Raw genomic sequence first — 18,169 nt, 5'->3', positions numbered from 1 at the left:
TGTCGTCGGCGTCCCGCCAGGGAGCTGTCCTGCGGGGTAGCTCTCAGGTACTACGGGTATCACCGGGGCCGAAGTCGACCGGTCACCACGCCAGTTGGGCGATCTCCTCCGCCACCACCGCGCACGCGTCCGCCGCCGGGTCGATCAGCGGGAAGTGTCCCACGTCCTCCAGCAGCGTCAGACCCACGACCTCCCCGGCCTTCGCCGCCGCGTCCGCGTAGGACTCGGCCACCGCCTGCGGCACCACCAGATCCGCACGGCCCTGGACCAGGGTCGTCGCGATGCCCGTCGGCAGCAGCAGGACGGGGTCGGCGTAGGGGCGCCGCTCGGCGAACGCGTCCTGGCCACCGAGGAGTTGCAGACTCGCGTTGCCGCACACGTCCAGCTTCTCCGCGGCCTCGAAGTCCGCGATCGGGGCGAGGGCGACGACCCCGCGCAGCGGTGTCGGCCGGCCGGTGCGCCAGGGGGCGTCCGCGGGCAGGACATGGCGGGCCGCGGCCCACAGGGCGAGGTGGCCGCCGGCCGAGTGGCCCGTCAGCACCATGCGGCGCGGGTCGGCCTGCGGGACGGCCACGCGGACCAGGGCGGGCAGCGCGTCCAGGGCGGCGGCGACGTCGTCGAAGGTGTCGGGCCAGCGGCCGGCCGGAGGGGTGGCGTCCCCTGGGTGACCGCCCGTGTTCCGCCCGGGGATCAGCGGGTCGCCGCCGCGCCGGTACTCGACGTTGGCCACCGCGAAGCCCCTGCGGGCCAGGTGGTCCGCGAACGGGGTGATGTGCCGGCGGTCGTAGCGGGCGCGCCAGGCGCCCCCGTGCAGGACCACCACCACCGGGGCCGGCGTGTCCGAGGGGGTCCGGGGGGCGTAGAAGTCGATCACCTGGTCGGGGTGGCTGCCGTACGCGGACGTGACGTCAGGGTCCACCGGGGGGTGCGAGAAGGCCGACTCCTCCTCGGCGGCATCCCGTGCTGCTGCTGCGTCGTCCGGCATGCTTCAACCTCTCAGCGATGCAACGTTTCTGGCGGGCCCAGTAAGACGGACCAGGTGGAGACAATCGGCCGTTGGCGGGAAGGTACCAGGCCGATGACGTGCGCGGACACGGGGTTGTGGCCCAGCGGCCGGCACCGCGCGAGAACCGTCCGCCGGCGCCGCGCGGGACACCCGGACCGGCGCTCGGGGCCCTGCGGGCCACGCGTCGGGTACGGCGGAGAGAGCCGACACGCGGGGTACGGGGTACAGGGCCCACGCCTCGGGTACGGCGGTCCGGGCGGCGGCGTGAGCCGGGGGGCGGTGCCACCGGCACCCACTGGCGCCCCCCGGCACCCCGGCAAAGCCGCCCCCACCACCGCAGACCACTACCGCAGACCCACCACCGCAGGACCCGCTGCGAAAGCCCCGCGGCAGAGGCCGGCGGCGGGCACGGGGGCGTGGTGGCCTCGGCCGCCACGCGTCCGTCACCGGCCCACACCGTCTACGCCCCGCCCCGCGCGTCCTCACCGGACCCCGCGCCCGTCACCAGCTCACGCCGTCTACGCCCCGTCCAGCACCTCCCCCAGCACCCGTGCCGCCCGCTCCACGTCCGCGAAGCCCACGTACAGCGGGGTGAAGCCGAAGCGCAGGACGTCGGGGGCCCGGAAGTCGCCGACCACTCCCCGCTCGATCAGCCGCTTCATGGCGTCGCCCGCGTCCGCGCACCGCAGCGCCACCTGACTGCCGCGCTCCTCGTGGGCGACCGGCGTCAGGGACTCGACGCGCCCCTCGGGCACATACGCCGCGACGCACTCCAGGAAGAAGTCGGTCAGCGCCAGCGACTTGGCGCGCACCGCGTCGACCGCCACCCCGTCCCAGACCTCCAGCGCCGCCTCCAGCGCCAGCATCGACAGGATGTCCGGCGTGCCCACGCGCCCTCGCAGCGCGCCGGGCGCCGGGGCGTACTCCGGCCGCATCCCGAAGGGTTCGGCGTGCGAGTTCCAGCCGGGCAGCGGGGAGTCGAAGCGGGGCTGCAGCTCCTTGCGCACGTACAGGTAGGCCGGTGAACCCGGGCCGCCGTTCAGGTACTTGTAGGTGCAGCCGACCGCCAGGTCGACACCGTGCGCGTCCAGGCCCACCGGCAGGGCGCCCGCGCTGTGGCACAGGTCCCAGACCGCGAGGGCGCCCACGGAGTGGACGGCCGCCGTCAGCGACGGCAGGTCGTGGAGGCGGCCGGTGCGGTAGTCGACGTGGTTGAGCAGGACCGCCGCCGTACGGGCGCCCAGCGCCCCCGGCACCTCGGACGGCGTCACGGCGCGCAGGGTGCGGCCGGTCAGGCGGGCCGCCGACTCGGCGATGTAGCCGTCCGTGGGGAACGTGGTGGCGTCCACCAGGATCTCGGTGCGGTCCTCGTCCGCCATGCGGACCGCCGCCACCAGTGCCTTGAAGACGTTGACGCTGGTGGAGTCACCCACGACGATCTGTCCGGCCGCCGCGCCGACCAGCGGGGCGATCCGGTCGCCGATCCGCTCCGGCGCCGTCCACCAGCCGCTCTCCTCCCAGGACCGGATGCGCAGCTCGCCCCACTGGCGGCGGACCACGTCGGACACCCGGTCGGGGACATGTGCGGGGAGCGCGCCGAGCGAGTTCCCGTCCAGGTAGACCACGTCATCGAGGACGAAGCGGTCCCTGAGCGGCGCCAGCTCGTCCGCCGCGTCCAGCTTCTCCGCGCGCAGGGGCAGTTCAGACATGGGACCTCGCCGTCCACAGCTCCGGGAACACGTTCTTGCGGGCCCGCTTCTCCAGCCAGGCCACGCCGGCCGAGCCGCCCGTGCCCGACTTGGCGCCCATCGCGCGGCGGGTGGCGACCAGGTGGTCGTTGCGCCAGCGCCAGATCAGTTCGCCGACGTCGGTCAACGCCTCGCCGAGGCGGGCGAGTTCATCGCTCTCGTCGCCCGCGTAGACGGCGGTCCAGGCCGCCTCAACGGCGTCCGCGGGTTCGTAGCGCAGGGAGACGTCCCGGCGCAGGACCGAGGCCGGGATCGGGTGGCCGCGGCGGGCGAGGAGGCGTACGACCTCGTCGTACAGGCTCGGCTCGTGCAGGGCCTTCTCCAGCTCCGCGTGGACGCGGGGGGCGCCGCGGTGCGGGACGAGCATGGACGCGGACTTCTCGCCCAGCAGGAACTCCATGCGGCGGTACATCGCCGACTGGAAGCCGGAGCCCTCGCCGAGGGCGGAGCGGTACGAGTTGAACTGTGCCGGGGTGAGCTGTCCGAGCGGCTTCCAGGAGGCGTTCAGGGCCTCCAGCTCCCGTACGGAACGCTTCAGGGCGGCGATCGCGGTCGGTACGTCGTCCGAGCGCAGGGCGTTCGCCGCGGTCTCCCACTCGTGCACGATGACCGTGAACCACAGCTCCATGACCTGGGTCGTCACCAGGAAGACCATCTCTCCGGGGTCGTCGGAGAGGGTGTGCTGGAGGTGGGTGAGCACGTCCGCCCTGACGTAGTCCTCGTACGGCGTCGTACCCGCGAAGTCGAGGTTCGGGTCGAGGGTGCCGTCGGGGTTCTGTTCGAGATGCGGGGTCTCGGGCTCAGCGGCCTCGTGGGGGTGAGCCTGTTGGGACATCGCTGTCTCCTGTTGTTACTCCGGGTAGCGGTCCGCCCCTGCCGATTCCGGCACGGGGGCCCCGGTCCCCACCCGGAATCCTCCGCAATCGCCTCGGATACGGCAAGGCCCGTCTGCTGCCAGACGGGCCACACCGGTGACTCCCGTAGGGGTCGGGTGGGTCAGCCCAGGGTCTGGGCCGCCGTCGGGGAGGAGTCCTTCAGGAACTGCGCGCAGCGCTCGTACTCCGCCTGCTCACCGATCGCCTGCGCGGCGCGGGCGAGGGCGTGCAGGGCGCGCAGGAAGCCACGGTTCGGCTCGTGCTCCCAGGGGACCGGGCCGTGTCCCTTCCAGCCGTTGCGGCGCAGGGCGTCCAGGCCGCGGTGGTAGCCCGTACGGGCGTAGGCGTACGACTCCACGACCGCGCCGCGCTCGAACGCGTCGTCGGCCAGCTGGGCCCAGGCGAGGGAGGAGGTGGGGTACTTGGCGGCGACGTCCGCGGGGGCGGTGCCGTTCGCGAGGAGTTCGCGGGGCTCCGGGTCGTCGGGGAGGTGGGTCGGGGGCGGGCCGCCCAGAAGGTTCTCGTGAATCGTCATGGGTTCAGTTTCTCCCACAGGTGCATATGCGGGCTCGTCCTGCCGGGTGCTCGGTGCCGCGGGGGCGCTCCGAGGCGGGCGGCCCCGCGACGCGGGCACGACCCGGAAGGGACGCCGGCACGACCCGGAAGGGACGCCGGCACGACCCGGGAGGCAGGCCCTAGCCGCCCCGCCGATCCCCCTCCAGCGGCGGACTCGTCACGTTGCCGTGGGTCCGGCACTCGGGGCGGCGGCATCCCGGGGCCGGGCGGCGGACCAGGGCGAACGCCACGGCCGAGCCCAGAAGCAGCGTCCCCGCCAGGATCGGCATCGCCCGGTCGAACGCCGCGTCGAAGGCCGTGGGCGACCGGTACGCCTCCGGCCCCATCCCCGCCAGCAGCGGGAGCGCGGCCACCGCGACCAGGCCCGCCGCCCGGGCCGCCGCGTTGTTGATGCCGCTGGCCAGGCCGGCCCGGGCGGTGTCCACCGAGGCGAGCACCGTGGCGGTCAGCGGGGCGACGAGGGTGACCATGCCGGCGCCCATCACCAGCAACGCGGGCAGGACGTCCGTCAGGTAGTCCGCGTCCGGCCCCACCCGCAGCATCAGCAGCATCGCCGCCGCGCACAGCAGGGGGCCGACGGTCAGCGGCAGGCGGGGGCCCGTGCGGTCGGCGAGGGCGCCGGAGCGGGCGGAGAACAGCAGCATCAGGGCCGTGGTCGGCAGCAGCGCCGTACCGGCGGCCAGCGGCGAGTAACCCGCCACCACCTGCAGCTGGAGCGCGGTGAGGAAGAAGAAGCCGCCGAACGCGGCGTACACGCACAGGGTGACCAGGTTGACCGCGGTGAACTGGCGCGAGGCGAAGATGTCCGGCGGGAGCATCGGGTCCGGGCGGTGCCGCTCGACGTGCACGAAGGCCACGGCCGCGGCCACGCCCGCCACCGCCGTCAGGGTCACCCCCAGGGAGCCCGACCGCGCCTCGATCAGCGCGTAGGTCAGCAGGGCCAGCGCCAGGGCGCCCAGCGTCGCGCCGAGGACGTCGAAGCGGCCCGCGTGTTTCCCGGCGGACGACTCCGGCACGTGCCGCACCGCCACCGGCACGCACAGCAGCGCCAGCGGGACGTTCAGCAGGAACACCCAGCGCCAGCCCGGTCCGGCCACCAGCCAGCCGCCGAGGAAGGGGCCGACCGCCGCGCCGATCCCGCCGAAGCCGGACCACAGGCCGACGGCCCGGCTCCGGTCGTCGGGGTGGAAGGACGCCTGGATGAGGGCGAGGGAGCCGGGGGTGAGGAGCGCGCCGCCGATGCCCTGCAGCGCCCGCGCGGCGATGAGGATCCCCGGATTCGGCGCCATGCCGCACAGCAGGGACGCCGCCGCGAACCACACCACGCCCAGCAGGAAGATCTTCCGTCGGCCGTAGCGGTCGCCGAGCGAGCCGCCGAGCAGGATCAGACCGGCCAGCGTGACCATGTACGCGTTGACCGTCCACTGCAGCGCGGCGAGGTTCGCGCCCAGGTCCCGCCCGATGCGCGGGAGCGCCACGTTGACGACGGTCGAGTCCAGCATGGCCATGCTGGAGCCGAGGATCGTGGTGAACAGGATCCACTTGCCCTGGGGCGAGGCCAACCGGACGTCGGGCACGCACCCAGGTATACAGCGGGCCCGGCGGCATGCACAGCCGCCGGGCCCACCGAGGAGGAAGCCGCGCGGAAGCGGCCGTAGCGCTTACTTGATCTTGTTGCCCGCCGAGCGCAGGTTCTTCGTGGCCTCGACGACGCGCGCGGCCATCGACCCCTCGGCCAGCTTGCCCCAGGTCCGCGGGTCGTAGGCCTTCTTGTTGCCGACCTCGCCGTCGACCTTCAGGACGCCGTCGTAGTTCTGGAACATGTGGGCGGCGACCGGACGGGTGAAGGCGTACTGGGTGTCCGTGTCGAGGTTCATCTTCACGACGCCGTTCTCCAGCGCGGTCTGGATCTCCTGCTCGGTGGAGCCGGAGCCGCCGTGGAACACGAAGTCGAAGGGGGACGCCTTGCCGAACTTGGCGGCGACGCCGTCGTTCAGCTCCTTCAGCAGGTCGGGGCGGAGCACGACGTTGCCCGGCTTGTACACGCCGTGCACGTTGCCGAAGGAGGCGGCCAGCAGGTAGCGGCCCTTCTCGCCCAGGCCGAGGGCCTCGGCGGTGCGGATCGCGTCCTCGACCGTGGTGTAGAGGGAGTCGTTGATCTCGTGCGAGACGCCGTCCTCCTCGCCGCCGGTGGGGGTGATCTCCACCTCCAGGATGATCTTGGCGGCGCGGGTGCGCTCCAGCAGCTCCTGGGCGATCTCCAGGTTGTCGGCGAGGGTCTCCGCGGAGCCGTCCCACATGTGGGACTGGAACAGCGGGTTCCGGCCGGCCTTCACGCGCTCCTCGGAGATCGCGATCAGCGGACGCACGTACCCGTCGAGCTTGTCCTTGGGGCAGTGGTCCGTGTGCAGCGCGATGTTGACCGGGTACTTCTCGGCGATGATGTGGGCGTACTCGGCGAGCGCGACCGCGCCGGTCACCATGTCCTTGCTGTACTGGCCGCCGAGGAACTCGGCACCGCCGGTCGAGATCTGGACGATGCCGTCGCTCTCCGCCTCCGCGAAGCCGCGCAGCGCCGCGTTCAGGGTCTGGCTCGAGGTGACGTTGATGGCCGGGTAGGCGAACTTGCCTGCCTTCGCCCGGTCGAGCATCTCGTTGTAGACCTCGGGGGTTGCGATGGGCATCTGTCCGCTCCTTGGTGTTGCGGGTTGGCTTGGTGCGTTACGGCCCTGACCTAGACCTGGGGGGCGACGTCATCGTCGCCCCACATCTTTCCAGACATGGACCGCTGGTCCACGCGTCGGTCAAGTCCAGGTCAATCCGCGTCGTCAGTCCAGACCCAGTTCATCCTTCGAGAAGGCGAAACGGTACGGAACGCCCGCGCCGGCCTCGATCTTCTCCGCGGCACCGGTGGCCCGGTCCACGATGGTCGCGACGGCGACGACCTCGGCGCCGGCCTCGCGCACGGCCTCCACCGCGGTGAGCGGGGAGCCGCCCGTGGTGGAGGTGTCCTCGACGACGAGCACCCGCCGGCCCGCGATCTCCGGACCCTCCACACGCCGCTGCAGGCCGTGCGCCTTCGCGGCCTTCCGTACGACGAAGGCGTCGAGCTTCTTCCCGCGCGCGGCGGCGGCGTGCAGCATGGCGGCGGCGACCGGGTCGGCGCCCATGGTCAGACCGCCGACCGCGTCGAACTCCAGGTCCGCGGTCAGGTCCAGGAGCACCTGGCCGACCAGCGGGGCGGCCTCGCCGTCGAGGGTGATGCGGCGCAGGTCGACGTAGTAGTCGGCTTCCAGACCCGAGGAGAGGGTCACCTTGCCGTGCACCACGGCCTTGTCCTTGATCTGCTGCAGCAGCGCGCCGCGAACGTCCGTCATGCCGACCAGCTTAAGGGCGCCGCCAGCTCCAGGTCGTCGTCGCCTCCAGCGGCTCCAGGGGGGTGACCAGGCGCGGGAGGGTGTTGAGCCCGTTCGGCGGGCCGGTCTGCGGTTCCACGCACACGGCCTCGGCCTGCTCGTCGTAGACGACCACCCACTCCTCGCGGCTGGCCACCTTCAGCTCCAGCTGCCCCGGCCAGGTGAGGGTGACGTCGACACCGCCGGGCATGCCGAAGCAGTCGTCCCAGGGTCCGGGCTCGGGGTCGACGCGGTTGCCGGTGGGCAGGTGGTCGTCCCCGCGCTCCTCCTGCCAGGCGGGCGTGAAGTCGAGCGCCGCGTCCTGGCCGCCGAGGTTCCGGTTGAACCACGGGTGCCAGCCGATCTGCGCCGGGAAGGAGTCGTCCCGCGCCTCGACGGACATCGTCAGCGTCAGGCTGTCCTCGGTGAGCGTGACGACCTGGGTGACGCGGCCGCGGTGCGGCCAGGGGTCGACCAGGTCGTACGTGATCACCGCCTCGCTCTGAGAGGCGCGCGCGGTGCGCCAGGCGCCGTCGCGGGCGGTGCCGTGGATGGCGTGGGGCGGGGAGTTGAGCGGCAGCTGACGGACGGTGCCGCCGTCCAGGAAGCGGCCGTCCCGGGTGCGGCCGCACCAGGGCACCATCGGGAAGCAGCCGTAGCGGGGCCCCTGCCTGAGCAGTTCGAGGGAGCCGACCCTGAGGCTGCTGATCCGGCCGCCGCCCGCCGGGCTGACGCGTGCTTCCGCTTCGCCTGCGGTCAGCGTGATGTCTTCGTTACTCACGGGAAGAGGCTACTGGGGCTGGTGGGGGAGGGACGGGCGCGGTCGTGGGCGGCCGCGGACCGGTGGGGTGATCGCGCGGTTCCCCGCGGACCGGTGAGGTGATCGCGCGGTGCGCCACGCCCTGTCGGGGCGCCCGCACCGGTTCAGCGGCGGCGGCGGAGGGCCCGGGTCACCACGATCGCCGAGGCCAGGGCCACCGCTGCCGCCGGGGCCGCCCAGCGCAGCGCCGAGGTCGCCGACACCGTCTGGGGCGCCGGGACGGGTGCGTAGCGCCCGCGCGGCGGCGCGTGGTCGACCTCCTCCGCGCTGCGGCCGATCATCGTGCGGCGGGCGTGCGCGGCCTCGGCGGGGGGCTCACCGGTGTCGGCGAAGTCATCGGCGAGGCGTTCGGCCGCGGGGTCAAGGGAGGGCGGGGGGACCTCGGTGTCGAAGACGGAGGCCTGCCCCGGTGCGGGTGCCGGCTCCGGCTCGGGTCCGGGCGCCGGCTCCGGCTCCCCCGTGGCCTCGGTCTGCTCCCCCGGCGCCCGCGTCGTCGCCAGGTTCTCCAGGAAACGGTTCAGCAGGCGCATCGCCGCCGCGCTCACCGCGTCCGCCGGCAGCTCGGCGATGCGGCCGTCCGCGTCCGCCGTGCCCGCGACCGTGACGGTCGTACCACCCGCGGTGTCCGCGAGGCGCAGGGTGAGGGCGAGTTTCACGACGCCGGTGCCGCGCGCCTCGGTGGCCTCGGCGTCGACGGCGTACGTGCCGTCCTCGCGGGTGACCACGCGTGCCGTGCCGCGGTAGGTGACGGAGTGTCCGCCGACGCGCAGTTTCAGGCGTCCGGCGACGGGTTCGGCACCGGCGTCCTGTTGCAGGCCCGGGACCGCGCGGGCGACCTGGGCGGGATCGGCGAGGGCGTCCCTGAGCGGCTCGACCGGGAACGGGACGAAGACCTGGTGCTCCATGTCCGCTGAGCCTACCCAGGTGTGCCCGGAAAGTACCCACACGGAACGGGCGCCTCAGTACCGGGGATGCACCAGGGTCGACGCCGGCAGTCCCCCGATCCGCGTCCGTGCCGCCGCCTGAGCGTCCGCCGTCAGTTCGCGCTGGCTCAGCGTGCGCGGGTGCCAGGATCCCAGCCGCAGCGGTGGCGGCAGGCGCCCCGGCGCCGCCAGCAGGAACCCCCAGTCGTACGGCGCTCCGGACGGGCCGGCCGAGCGGTCGGGGCCGGCCGGGAACCCGGAGTCGTGGCCGAGGACCCGGTAGGGGGAGTCGGCGAAGCCGGCCGCGCGCAGGGTCGCGGCGACCGTCCAGAAGGCAAGGGGGCGGGTGGTGACGGACCCGGCGTGGACGACGAGCCGGCCGCGGGGGGCGAGGACGCGGCGGGCCAGGCCGTAGAACTCCTGGGAGTACAGCTTGGTGCTGGCGGTGATCCCCGGATCCGGGAGGTCGGCGATCACGACGTCGTACGACCGCCGCCGCGCCACCCGCAGCCAGCCGAGCGCGTCGGCCGTGGTGGTGTGGACGCGGGGATCGCCGTAGGCGTGGCCGTTGGCGGCGCTCAGACCGGGGTCGTGTCGGGCCAGGCGGACCAGGCCGGGGTCGAGTTCGACGATGTCGACGCGGCGCACTCCGGGCCGGCGCAGCACCTCGCGGGCGGCCAGGCCGTCGCCGCCGCCGAGGATGAGGACGCGCGCGTGCGGGCCACCGGACAGCGCGGGGTGGACGAGGGCCTCGTGGTAGCGGCGTACGTCGCGGCCGCCGACCCGGAGCCGGCCGTCCAGGAAGAGGTCGAGGGGCCGGCCGTCGGTGCCGCCGGCGAGGACGACCTCCTGGACGCCGGTCTGTTCGGCGACCCGGACGTCGTTGCCGTAGACGGCGTGCCGGGCGGCGCGTTCGAAGTCGCCCGCGAGCGCGGCGGCGGAGGCGAGGACACCGAGGACGACGAGGCCCACGGCGAGCAGCGTCCAGCGGGCCCGGCAGGTCAGGTCGCGGCGGAAGAGGCCCAGCACCAGAGCGCCGCCCGCGACGACGTTGACCGTGCCGGTGAGCAGGGCGCCGGTCAACTGGCCCAGAAACGGCAGGAGAAGGAAGGGGAAGGCGAGGCCGCCGACCAGCGCGCCCACGTAGTCCGCGGCGAACAGGTCGGCCACCGCGCCGCCCGCGTCCTGGTGGCGGATGCGCTGGATCAGCTCCATCAGCAGCGGGACTTCGGCGCCGATGAGCAGTCCGATGGCGAGCGAGAAGGCGACCAGCAGGAAGCGTGGCCCCTCGGACCACACCCCGCCCCAGCCGCCGGTCCAGGCGAAGACCGCGTACAGCGCCATCGCGCTGCACCCGCCGACCAGCGCGAGAACGGTCTCGATCGCGCCGAAGCCGGCCGCCGCGTGCCAGCGCAGCCGCTTCGCGCCGAGCGAGCCGATCCCCATCGCGAACACCATCACGGACAGCACGACGGAGGCCTGGGTGACCGAGTCGCCCATCAAGTACGAGGCGAACGCGACCAGTTCGAGTTCGTACACGAGTCCGCAGGCCGCGCAGACGAAGACGCACACGAGAACCAGGAACCGCCCGGTGCCGGGCCGGACGGGCAGCCGGGCGGGGCCTGTCCAGGAGGGCGGGGCTCCCGGGGGCGCGGGGGCGTGCGGTTCGATCACGTTGCGACGTTACGTCACATGCCCGGCACGCTTCGTCACCCACACGTGTGGAACTGGGGGCCAGTTGACGCCCCACGGGTTTATGTCCACGCGGAGTGCTCGGTGGACTGTGCCACACTCACCCGTGCCCCGACCCGGGTCCGGGTGGCCACCAACTGGCCGTCCTGCGGGTAGGCGTGCCAGGTGCGCCAGTGCACCTGACCCTCGTGGTGCTGGGCCAGCATCGCGGTGAAAGCGTGCGGACTGCCCGGGAAGACACCCGCGAGACCGTGCGGATGGTCGGAGACGAGGGCCAGCAACTCCTGGGCCCGGCCCGCGAACGAACCGGGGGTGAGCACCTCGACACGCGCCGCGAACTCGTACTCCCAGTCGCCGACCCGCTTGGCCACACCGAGCGGCAGCGGGGTGCTGGAGCCCGGGATGCACGCGACCGTCTCCGAACACACGCCGCGTTCCTCCTCCACCAGCACCTGGTGGGACGCGCCGAGGAGTCTCAACTGGAGCTTGGCTCCGGTGAGTTCCAGGTCGAGGGTGGCCAGGGCCGGCAACGGCTCGCGTCCCAGGGCCCAGGCCAGGTCGGCAGCCCGCGTATCGGTGTAGGAGGTGTTCAGGGTCGTGAGCATGGATCGGCTCCGCTAACACGCGATGAGGGGGGAGATCGGCCATGTCAGCCCAGCCGGCTCGGCCGGGTGGGGAGTCGCAGGGACGTCCGAGGGGCTGCGTTGGCGATTTAGAGGGAATCATGAACAGAGGCGCCCCCACAGCGTTTTTACCCAACTTCGTGGGGTTTCCATCCCTCAGAGGGCTCCACAGTTCAACTGTTCAACCATGGCGCGCGCCCGGCGCGGAAAAGGAGACGGCGAGCGCCCGCCGGCTGCCTTCGCCGGCGGGCGCTCATGGGCCCGGACACGGTTCCCCCGAAAGCTCAGCTGCCCCGTGTCAGCTGCCTCCCCCGCATCCGCCCCCGCCGCCGCACGACGAACCGCCGCCGCAGGAGGAACCACCACCGCAGGAGGAGTGCCCCCCGCAGGAGTGGCCCCCGCCGCAGGAGTGGTGGCCGCCGTGATGCCCCCCGTGGTGCCCGCCCGACGAGCCGGAGTCGACGCTGCCCGCCCACCAGCTGCCGCTGCCGTCGTACGAGGACGACGACGAGCGGTACGACCCGGACCGGCCGCGGCCCCCCTTGCCGAGTGAGACCCCGCGCTGACGGCGCCTGGTCCGGCCCGCCAGCACCATGAGGGTCACGAACGCGGCCACGATCAGAATGAAGAGGAAGCCGGAGTCCATGGCGTCACCCTCCTTCCGTTCCCCCGAAGCGGCCCCCCGTGGACCGCGGTGACCGGGGGATGCCCGGCCGTCCGGGGACTCAAAGCAGAGTTGAGGAACTCCAGAGCTTGGGCGCAGGATGAGCGGCATGACCTCCAGCGCACGGCCTCACCTCAACCGCCGGCTCGCCGAGTTCGGGACGACGATCTTCGCCGAGATGTCCGCGCTCGCCGTGGCCACCGGGGCGATCAACCTGGGGCAGGGCTTCCCCGACACCGACGGCCCCGAGGAGGTACGGGAGGCGGCGGTGCGGGCACTGCGCGAGGGCCGCGGCAACCAGTATCCGCCGGGCCCCGGCATCCCGGAGCTGCGCACCGCGATCGCCGTCCACCAGCAGCGCCGCTACGGACTGTCGTACGACCCCGACACCGAGGTGCTGGTCACCGCCGGCGCCACGGAGGCGATCGCCGCGGCGCTGCTGGCCCTGGTGGAGCCGGGCGACGAGGTCGTGGCCCTGGAGCCGTACTACGACTCCTACGCGGCGAGCATCGCGATGGCGGGCGGCACGCGCGTACCGGTCACCCTGCGCCCGCACGTCGAGGAGAGGGCGTCCTTCCGCCTGGACCTGGACGAGCTGCGCTCCGCCGTCACCGGCCGCACCCGCCTGCTGCTGATCAACACCCCGCACAACCCGACCGGTACGGTCCTCACGCGCGCGGAGCTGGCCGCGATCGCCGAGCTGGCCGTCGAGCGGGACCTGCTGGTGGTGACGGACGAGGTCTACGAGCACCTGGTCTTCGACGACGCCGAGCACCTGCCGCTCGCCGCCTTCCCCGGCATGCGCGAGCGCACGGTGACGATCGGCTCCGCCGGCAAGACGTTCTCCTTCACCGGCTGGAAGGTCGGCTGGGTGACGGCCTCGCCGGAGCTGACCGCCGCGGTCCGCTCGGTGAAGCAGTTCCTGACGTACGTGTCCTCGGGCCCCTTCCAGTACGCGGTCGCGGAGGCGCTCGCCCTGCCGGACAGCTACTTCGAGGAGTTCCGCCGGTCCATGCTGGCCCGCCGGGACATCCTGGCGCGGGGGCTGGCGGAGGCCGGTTTCGAGGTGTTCCGGCCGGCCGGCACCTACTTCGTCACCACGGACATCCGCCCCCTCGGCGAGAAGGACGGCTTCGCCTTCTGCCGCGCCCTGCCACAGCGGGCGGGCGTGGTGGCGATCCCCAACGCCGTGTTCTACGACGACCGGGAGGCCGGGGCGCCGTTCGTACGGTTCGCGTTCTGCAAGCGGGAGGAGACCCTGCGCGAGGCCGTGGAGCGGCTGCGGGCGCTTTAGCGCTCCGCTTACTCGACACAGGTGAACCCGTGACACCGACGGCCGTCACCTGCTCGCGCTCGCGCCCGCGCACTTGCAGGGTGCGGAGATGTGACCCACGCCAGCGCACTCCTCGCCCCGCCCCTCAGCACGCCGAAGCCGGCGCAGCGAACCCGCACCGTGCGGGCGAGCGGGGTCGCCGTGGGCCTCTTCCTCGGGGCCCGGCTCATCGGTGCGGCGGTGCTCGCCCTCCTCGCCCACGCCGACGGCAAGCACCCCCTGACCCTGCTGTCCCGGTCCTGGGACTCGGTCTGGTACCTGGGCATCGCCGCGCACGGCTACGGCCACGACCTGCCCTCCCACGACCCCGGCCCGCACAGCGACCTGGCGTTCTTCCCGCTGTACCCGGCGCTGCTGCGGGCGGTGACCGCGCTGGCCCCGCTCGACGGGGGCCTCGCCGGGCTGCTGCTCTCGTGGACGGCGGCCGCCGTGGCCGCCGCCGGGATCCACGCGGTCGGCTCCCGGCTGCACGGGCGGGCCACCGGGATCGCGCTGGTGCTGCTGTGGGGGCTGCTGCCCCACTCCGTGGTGCTGTCGATGGCGTACACCGAGCCCGTGCTGACCGCGTTCGCGGCCTGGTCGCTGTACGCGGTGCTGGCCGGGAACTGGCTGTGGGCCGGCGCCCTCGCGGCGCTCGCGGGGCTGGCCCGGCCGAACGGGTTCACGGTGGCCGCCGCGGTGCTGGCCGCGGCCGGGGCCGAGGTGTGGCGGCGGCGCGGAAAGGTTTCCCACAGGCTGTGGACGGGCGCGGCGCTCGCCCCGCTGGGCTGGGCGGCGTACGTGCTCTGGGTGGGCCGGCGCAAGGGTGACCTGCTGGGCGGCTACTTCGAGGTGCAGCGGCTGTGGGGGTCGCGGTTCGACTTCGGGCGGGGCTCGCTGGAGTTCGTGCGCGCGATGCTGCTGCACGGCGGCCGGTTCGTCTTCCCGATGGCGCTGGTGCTCGTCGTGGCCGGCACGGTGCTGTACGCGCTGCTGCTCGTGGACCGCGCTCCGCTGCCGCTGCTCGTGCACAGCGGCACGCTGCTGCTGATCGCGCTCGGCGGGTCGGGCTTCTTCGAGTCCAAGCCGCGGTTCCTGCTGCCGGCGTTCCCGCTGCTGCTGCCGCTCGCCCGAGGCCTGGTGCGCACGGCGAGAGCCCGGCCCTGGCACGCGACCGTGCTGGTCACGAGCCTGGCCGGGCTCAGCTATCTCTACGGCGCGTACCTGGTGGTGTACGCGCAGACGCCGCTGTAGGCCGGGCGGCGGGCCCTACTCGCCGTCGTCCTCGGGCTTGTCCGCCTCGTCGACCTCCTGCTCCAGGCCGAGCTGCTCGACGAGCCACTTGTCGAACTCGATGGCGGCCCGCACCCAGCTGACCGTGGAGGAGACGAAGTGGTTGATGTCGACACCCGTGCCGATCAGCATCTGGGCCTCACCGATCAGACGGACGGTGCCGTCGTCATGGGTGTGGGTGTAGACCTTGGGCCACAGGGTGCGGCGGTTCCAGTCGTCGACGGACTCCAGCAGCCGGGGCTTCTCGTCGATGGGGTGGGGGCGGTCGTAGAACGTCCGCACCGAGAAGACGGCCTGGTCGGCCTCCCCGCGGAACATGAAGTAGGTGCGGAACTGCTCCCACGGCGCCGCGAGGTCGCCTTCCTCGTCGACGACGTACTTCAGCTCCATCTGGTCGAGGAGCTGCTTCACGAGGTCCTGATCCGGGAGGACGGGGCCGGCCGGTCCCTGGGGCTGCGGTTCGGGCTGGCCCCCGAAGTTCGGAATCGAGGACGGGTCGATGCTCACCGTGTTTTTCCCTTCATGGTGGATTCCGCCATCCTCCCCCATGCGGGGAGGGGGGAGGCAAGCCCCGACGCCCCTCTGTCAGCCATGGGCTGACATGTTTCCGGCTGCCGTGGGCGTCACAGCGTCTTTCCCGTCGCCGGACCCACCAGCAGCCCCTCGTCGAAGCGGTCGACGCGGACCGTGTCGCCGTCCTTGACCTCACCGGAGAGGATCTCCTTGGCGAGGCGGTCGCCGATCGCGGTCTGGACGAGGCGGCGCAGCGGGCGGGCGCCGTAGGCCGGGTCCATGCCCTCCTCCGCCAGCCAGGCCAGTGCCTGCGGGGTGACGTCCAGGGTGAGCCGGCGCTCGGCCAGCCGCTTGCCGAGCCGGTCGATCTGGAGCTGCGCGATCCGCTCCAGCTCGGGCTTGGTCAGCGCCGAGAAGACGACCAGGTCGTCGAGCCGGTTGAGGAACTCCGGCTTGAAGGACGCCCGGACCGCCTCCAGGACCTGTTCCCGCTTCTCCGCCTCGCTCGTCACCGGGTCGACCAGGAACTGGCTGCCCAGGTTGGAGGTGAGCACCAGGATGGTGTTGCGGAAGTCGACCGTACGCCCCTGACCGTCCGTCAGGCGGCCGTCGTCCAGGACCTGCAGGAGGATGTCGAAGACCTCGGGGTGGGCCTTCTCCACCTCGTCCAGCAGGACGACGCTGTACGGGCGGCGGCGGACCGCCTCGGTGAGCTGGCCGCCCTCCTCGTAGCCGACGTACCCGGGGGGTGCGCCGACCAGCCGGGCCACGCTGTGCTTCTCGCCGTACTCGGACATGTCGATGCGGACCATGGCCCGCTCGTCGTCGAAGAGGAAGTCCGCCAGGGCCTTCGCCAGCTCCGTCTTGCCGACACCGGTCGGGCCGAGGAAGAGGAAGGAGCCGGTGGGGCGGTCCGGGTCGGCGATGCCCGCGCGGGAGCGGCGGACCGCGTCCGACACCGCCCGTACGGCCTCGCTCTGGCCGATGAGCCGCTTGCCCAGCTCGTCCTCCATGCGCAGCAGCTTCTGCGTCTCGCCCTCCAGCAGCCGGCCGGCGGGGATGCCGGTCCAGGCGGCGACGACGTCGGCGATGTCGTCGGAGCCGACCTCGTCCTTGACCATCGTGTCCTTGGCGACCTCCTCCTCGGCCTCGGAGGCGGCCTCCAGCTCCTTCTCCAGCTGCGGGATCTCGCCGTAGAGGAGCTTGGCGGCGGTGTCGAAGTCGCCGTCGCGCTGGGCGCGCTCGGCCGTACCGCGCAGCTCGTCGAGCTTCTCCTTCAGCTCGCCGACGCGGTTGAGGGACTGCTTCTCCTTCTCCCAGCGGGCGGTCAGGCCGCGCAGCTCCTCCTCCTTGTCGGCGAGGTCGCGACGCAGCTTCTCCAGGCGGGCGAGGGAGGCCGGGTCGGTCTCCTTGCCGATCGCCAGCTCCTCCATCTTGAGCCGGTCGACGGCGCGCTGGAGTTCGTCGATCTCGACGGGCGAGGAGTCGATCTCCATGCGCAGCCGGGAGGCGGACTCGTCGACGAGGTCGATGGCCTTGTCGGGCAGGAAGCGGGAGGTGATGTACCGGTCGGAGAGGGTGGCCGCCGCCACCAGCGCGCTGTCGGCGATCTGCACCTTGTGGTGGGCCTCGTACCGGCCCTTGAGGCCGCGGAGGATCGCGATGGTGTCCTCGACGGTCGGCTCGGCGACCAGCACCTGCTGGAAGCGGCGCTCCAGGGCGGGGTCCTTCTCGATCCGCTCCCGGTACTCGTCCAGGGTGGTGGCGCCGACCATGCGCAGCTCGCCGCGGGCCAGCATCGGCTTGAGCATGTTGCCCGCGTCCATCGCGGAGTCCCCGCCGGCACCCGCGCCGACGACCGTGTGCAGCTCGTCGATGAAGGTGATGATCTGGCCGTCGGAGTCCTTGATCTCGGCGAGGACGGCCTTCAGGCGCTCCTCGAACTCACCGCGGTACTTCGCGCCGGCCACCATCGCGCCGAGGTCCAGCGCGACCAGCCGCTTGTCCTTCAGCGACTCGGGCACGTCACCCTTGACGATCCGCTGGGCGAGCCCCTCGACCACCGCGGTCTTGCCGACGCCGGGCTCGCCGATGAGGACCGGGTTGTTCTTGGTCCGGCGGCTCAGCACCTGCACGACCCGCCGGATCTCCTGGTCCCGGCCGATGACCGGGTCCAGCCGGCCCTCGCGGGCGGCGGCGGTGAAGTCGGTGCCGAACTTCTCCAGGGCCTTGTACTGGCCCTCGGGGTCGGCGGTGGTCACTCGGCGTCCTCCCCTGGCCTTTTGGAAGGCCTCCTGGAGCTTCCTGGCGTCAGCGCCCTGTCCCTTGAGCACGTCCCCGGCCGCGCCGCCCTTCGCGGCGATGCCGATGAGCAGGTGCTCGGTGGACAGGTAGTCGTCGCCGAGCGCCTTGGCGCGCTCGGTGGCGTCCGCGATCACGGCCAGCATCTCGCGGTTCGGCTGCGGAGGCGCGACGGTGGACCCGGTCACGCTGGGCAGCCCGGCGAGGATCCGCTCGGCCCCGGAGCGTACGGCGGCCTGGTCGGCCTCGACGGCCGCGAGCAGGTCCGTGATGTTCTCGTTCTCCTGGCCCTGGAGCAGAGCCAGCAGCAGGTGAACAGGGGTGAGGTCCGGGTGCCCCTCGGTCACGGCCCGGTTGCTGGCCGCGTTGATCGCGTCCCGGCTCCTGTTGGTCAGCTCGGCGTCCACGTCGTCCGTTCTCCTCCTCGG

Annotated in this window: 16 protein-coding genes; 2 read left to right on the top strand and 14 right to left on the bottom strand. The window is 72.9% G+C overall.

From position 1 onward, the window contains the following. Window positions 1-82: 82 nt before the first annotated feature. From IE244_RS24050 to IE244_RS23995, 12 genes are all read right to left on the bottom strand, one after another. Window positions 83-985, bottom strand: a complete 903-nt coding sequence (locus IE244_RS24050) for an alpha/beta hydrolase (protein ID WP_191875652.1) — start codon at window positions 983-985, stop codon at window positions 83-85. A gap of 539 nt (window positions 986-1,524) precedes the next feature. After that, window positions 1,525-2,715 carry a kynureninase gene (gene kynU / locus IE244_RS24045; protein WP_191875651.1) on the bottom strand — a complete coding sequence of 397 codons (1,191 nt, stop codon included), beginning with the start codon at window positions 2,713-2,715 and terminating at the stop codon, window positions 1,525-1,527. Continuing rightward, a complete protein-coding gene (locus tag IE244_RS24040) occupies window positions 2,708-3,589 on the bottom strand; it encodes a tryptophan 2,3-dioxygenase family protein (protein ID WP_191875650.1) in 882 nt (293 codons plus the stop codon). The genes kynU and IE244_RS24040 overlap by 8 nt, the downstream gene beginning before the upstream one ends. A 161-nt stretch (window positions 3,590-3,750) precedes the next feature. Further along, the gene (locus IE244_RS24035; RefSeq protein WP_191875649.1) at window positions 3,751-4,164 is read right to left on the bottom strand and encodes a DUF3151 domain-containing protein; all 414 of its coding nucleotides are present in this window, start codon (window positions 4,162-4,164) and stop codon (window positions 3,751-3,753) included. 160 nt (window positions 4,165-4,324) lie between these two features. Next, on the bottom strand, window positions 4,325-5,782 hold the full coding sequence (locus IE244_RS24030) for an MFS transporter (RefSeq protein ID WP_191875648.1): 1,458 nt from the start codon (window positions 5,780-5,782) through the stop codon (window positions 4,325-4,327). Window positions 5,783-5,866: 84 nt separating this feature from the next. Beyond that, window positions 5,867-6,889 carry a class II fructose-bisphosphate aldolase gene (gene fbaA / locus IE244_RS24025; protein ID WP_191875647.1) on the bottom strand — a complete coding sequence of 341 codons (1,023 nt, stop codon included), beginning with the start codon at window positions 6,887-6,889 and terminating at the stop codon, window positions 5,867-5,869. Window positions 6,890-7,033: 144 nt separating this feature from the next. Continuing rightward, window positions 7,034-7,582 (bottom strand): orotate phosphoribosyltransferase, encoded by a 549-nt coding sequence (gene pyrE, locus IE244_RS24020; RefSeq protein WP_031172616.1) that lies wholly within the window; start codon window positions 7,580-7,582, stop codon window positions 7,034-7,036. 10 nt (window positions 7,583-7,592) lie between these two features. Beyond that, the gene (locus IE244_RS24015; RefSeq protein WP_191875646.1) at window positions 7,593-8,381 is read right to left on the bottom strand and encodes an aldose epimerase family protein; all 789 of its coding nucleotides are present in this window, start codon (window positions 8,379-8,381) and stop codon (window positions 7,593-7,595) included. A gap of 143 nt (window positions 8,382-8,524) precedes the next feature. After that, complete coding sequence (locus tag IE244_RS24010; protein WP_191875645.1) at window positions 8,525-9,325, bottom strand: SRPBCC family protein; 801 nt, start codon at window positions 9,323-9,325, stop codon at window positions 8,525-8,527. Between the two features lie 54 nt (window positions 9,326-9,379). Further along, complete coding sequence (locus IE244_RS24005; protein ID WP_191875644.1) at window positions 9,380-11,017, bottom strand: polyamine aminopropyltransferase; 1,638 nt, start codon at window positions 11,015-11,017, stop codon at window positions 9,380-9,382. Between the two features lie 80 nt (window positions 11,018-11,097). Continuing rightward, the gene (locus IE244_RS24000; RefSeq protein WP_191875643.1) at window positions 11,098-11,640 is read right to left on the bottom strand and encodes a DUF2617 family protein; all 543 of its coding nucleotides are present in this window, start codon (window positions 11,638-11,640) and stop codon (window positions 11,098-11,100) included. A gap of 316 nt (window positions 11,641-11,956) precedes the next feature. Beyond that, window positions 11,957-12,304 (bottom strand): hypothetical protein, encoded by a 348-nt coding sequence (locus IE244_RS23995; RefSeq protein ID WP_191875642.1) that lies wholly within the window; start codon window positions 12,302-12,304, stop codon window positions 11,957-11,959. Between the two features lie 118 nt (window positions 12,305-12,422). Here IE244_RS23995 and IE244_RS23990 point away from each other — a divergent pair, with 118 nt between their 5' ends. Together IE244_RS23990 and IE244_RS23985 are read left to right on the top strand one after the other, a co-directional pair. Next, window positions 12,423-13,616, top strand: coding sequence for a pyridoxal phosphate-dependent aminotransferase (locus tag IE244_RS23990; RefSeq protein ID WP_191875641.1), 1,194 nt, complete (start codon window positions 12,423-12,425; stop codon window positions 13,614-13,616). A 90-nt stretch (window positions 13,617-13,706) separates the two neighbouring features. Further along, window positions 13,707-14,888, top strand: coding sequence for a putative hexosyltransferase (locus IE244_RS23985; protein ID WP_191875640.1), 1,182 nt, complete (start codon window positions 13,707-13,709; stop codon window positions 14,886-14,888). A 15-nt stretch (window positions 14,889-14,903) separates the two neighbouring features. Here the strand turns inward: IE244_RS23985 and IE244_RS23980 are convergent, their stop codons facing one another. Together IE244_RS23980 and clpB are read right to left on the bottom strand one after the other, a co-directional pair. Then, on the bottom strand, window positions 14,904-15,434 hold the full coding sequence (locus IE244_RS23980) for a YbjN domain-containing protein (RefSeq protein WP_191875639.1): 531 nt from the start codon (window positions 15,432-15,434) through the stop codon (window positions 14,904-14,906). A 116-nt stretch (window positions 15,435-15,550) separates the two neighbouring features. Next, the gene (gene clpB / locus IE244_RS23975) at window positions 15,551-18,148 is read right to left on the bottom strand and encodes an ATP-dependent chaperone ClpB (RefSeq protein WP_191875638.1); all 2,598 of its coding nucleotides are present in this window, start codon (window positions 18,146-18,148) and stop codon (window positions 15,551-15,553) included. Window positions 18,149-18,169 lie beyond the last annotated feature (21 nt).

Source organism: Streptomyces filipinensis (assembly GCF_014649495.1).
GTDB classification, from domain to species: Bacteria; Actinomycetota; Actinomycetes; order Streptomycetales; family Streptomycetaceae; genus Streptomyces; species Streptomyces filipinensis.
This window is presented reverse-complemented; position numbering and strand designations above follow the sequence as displayed.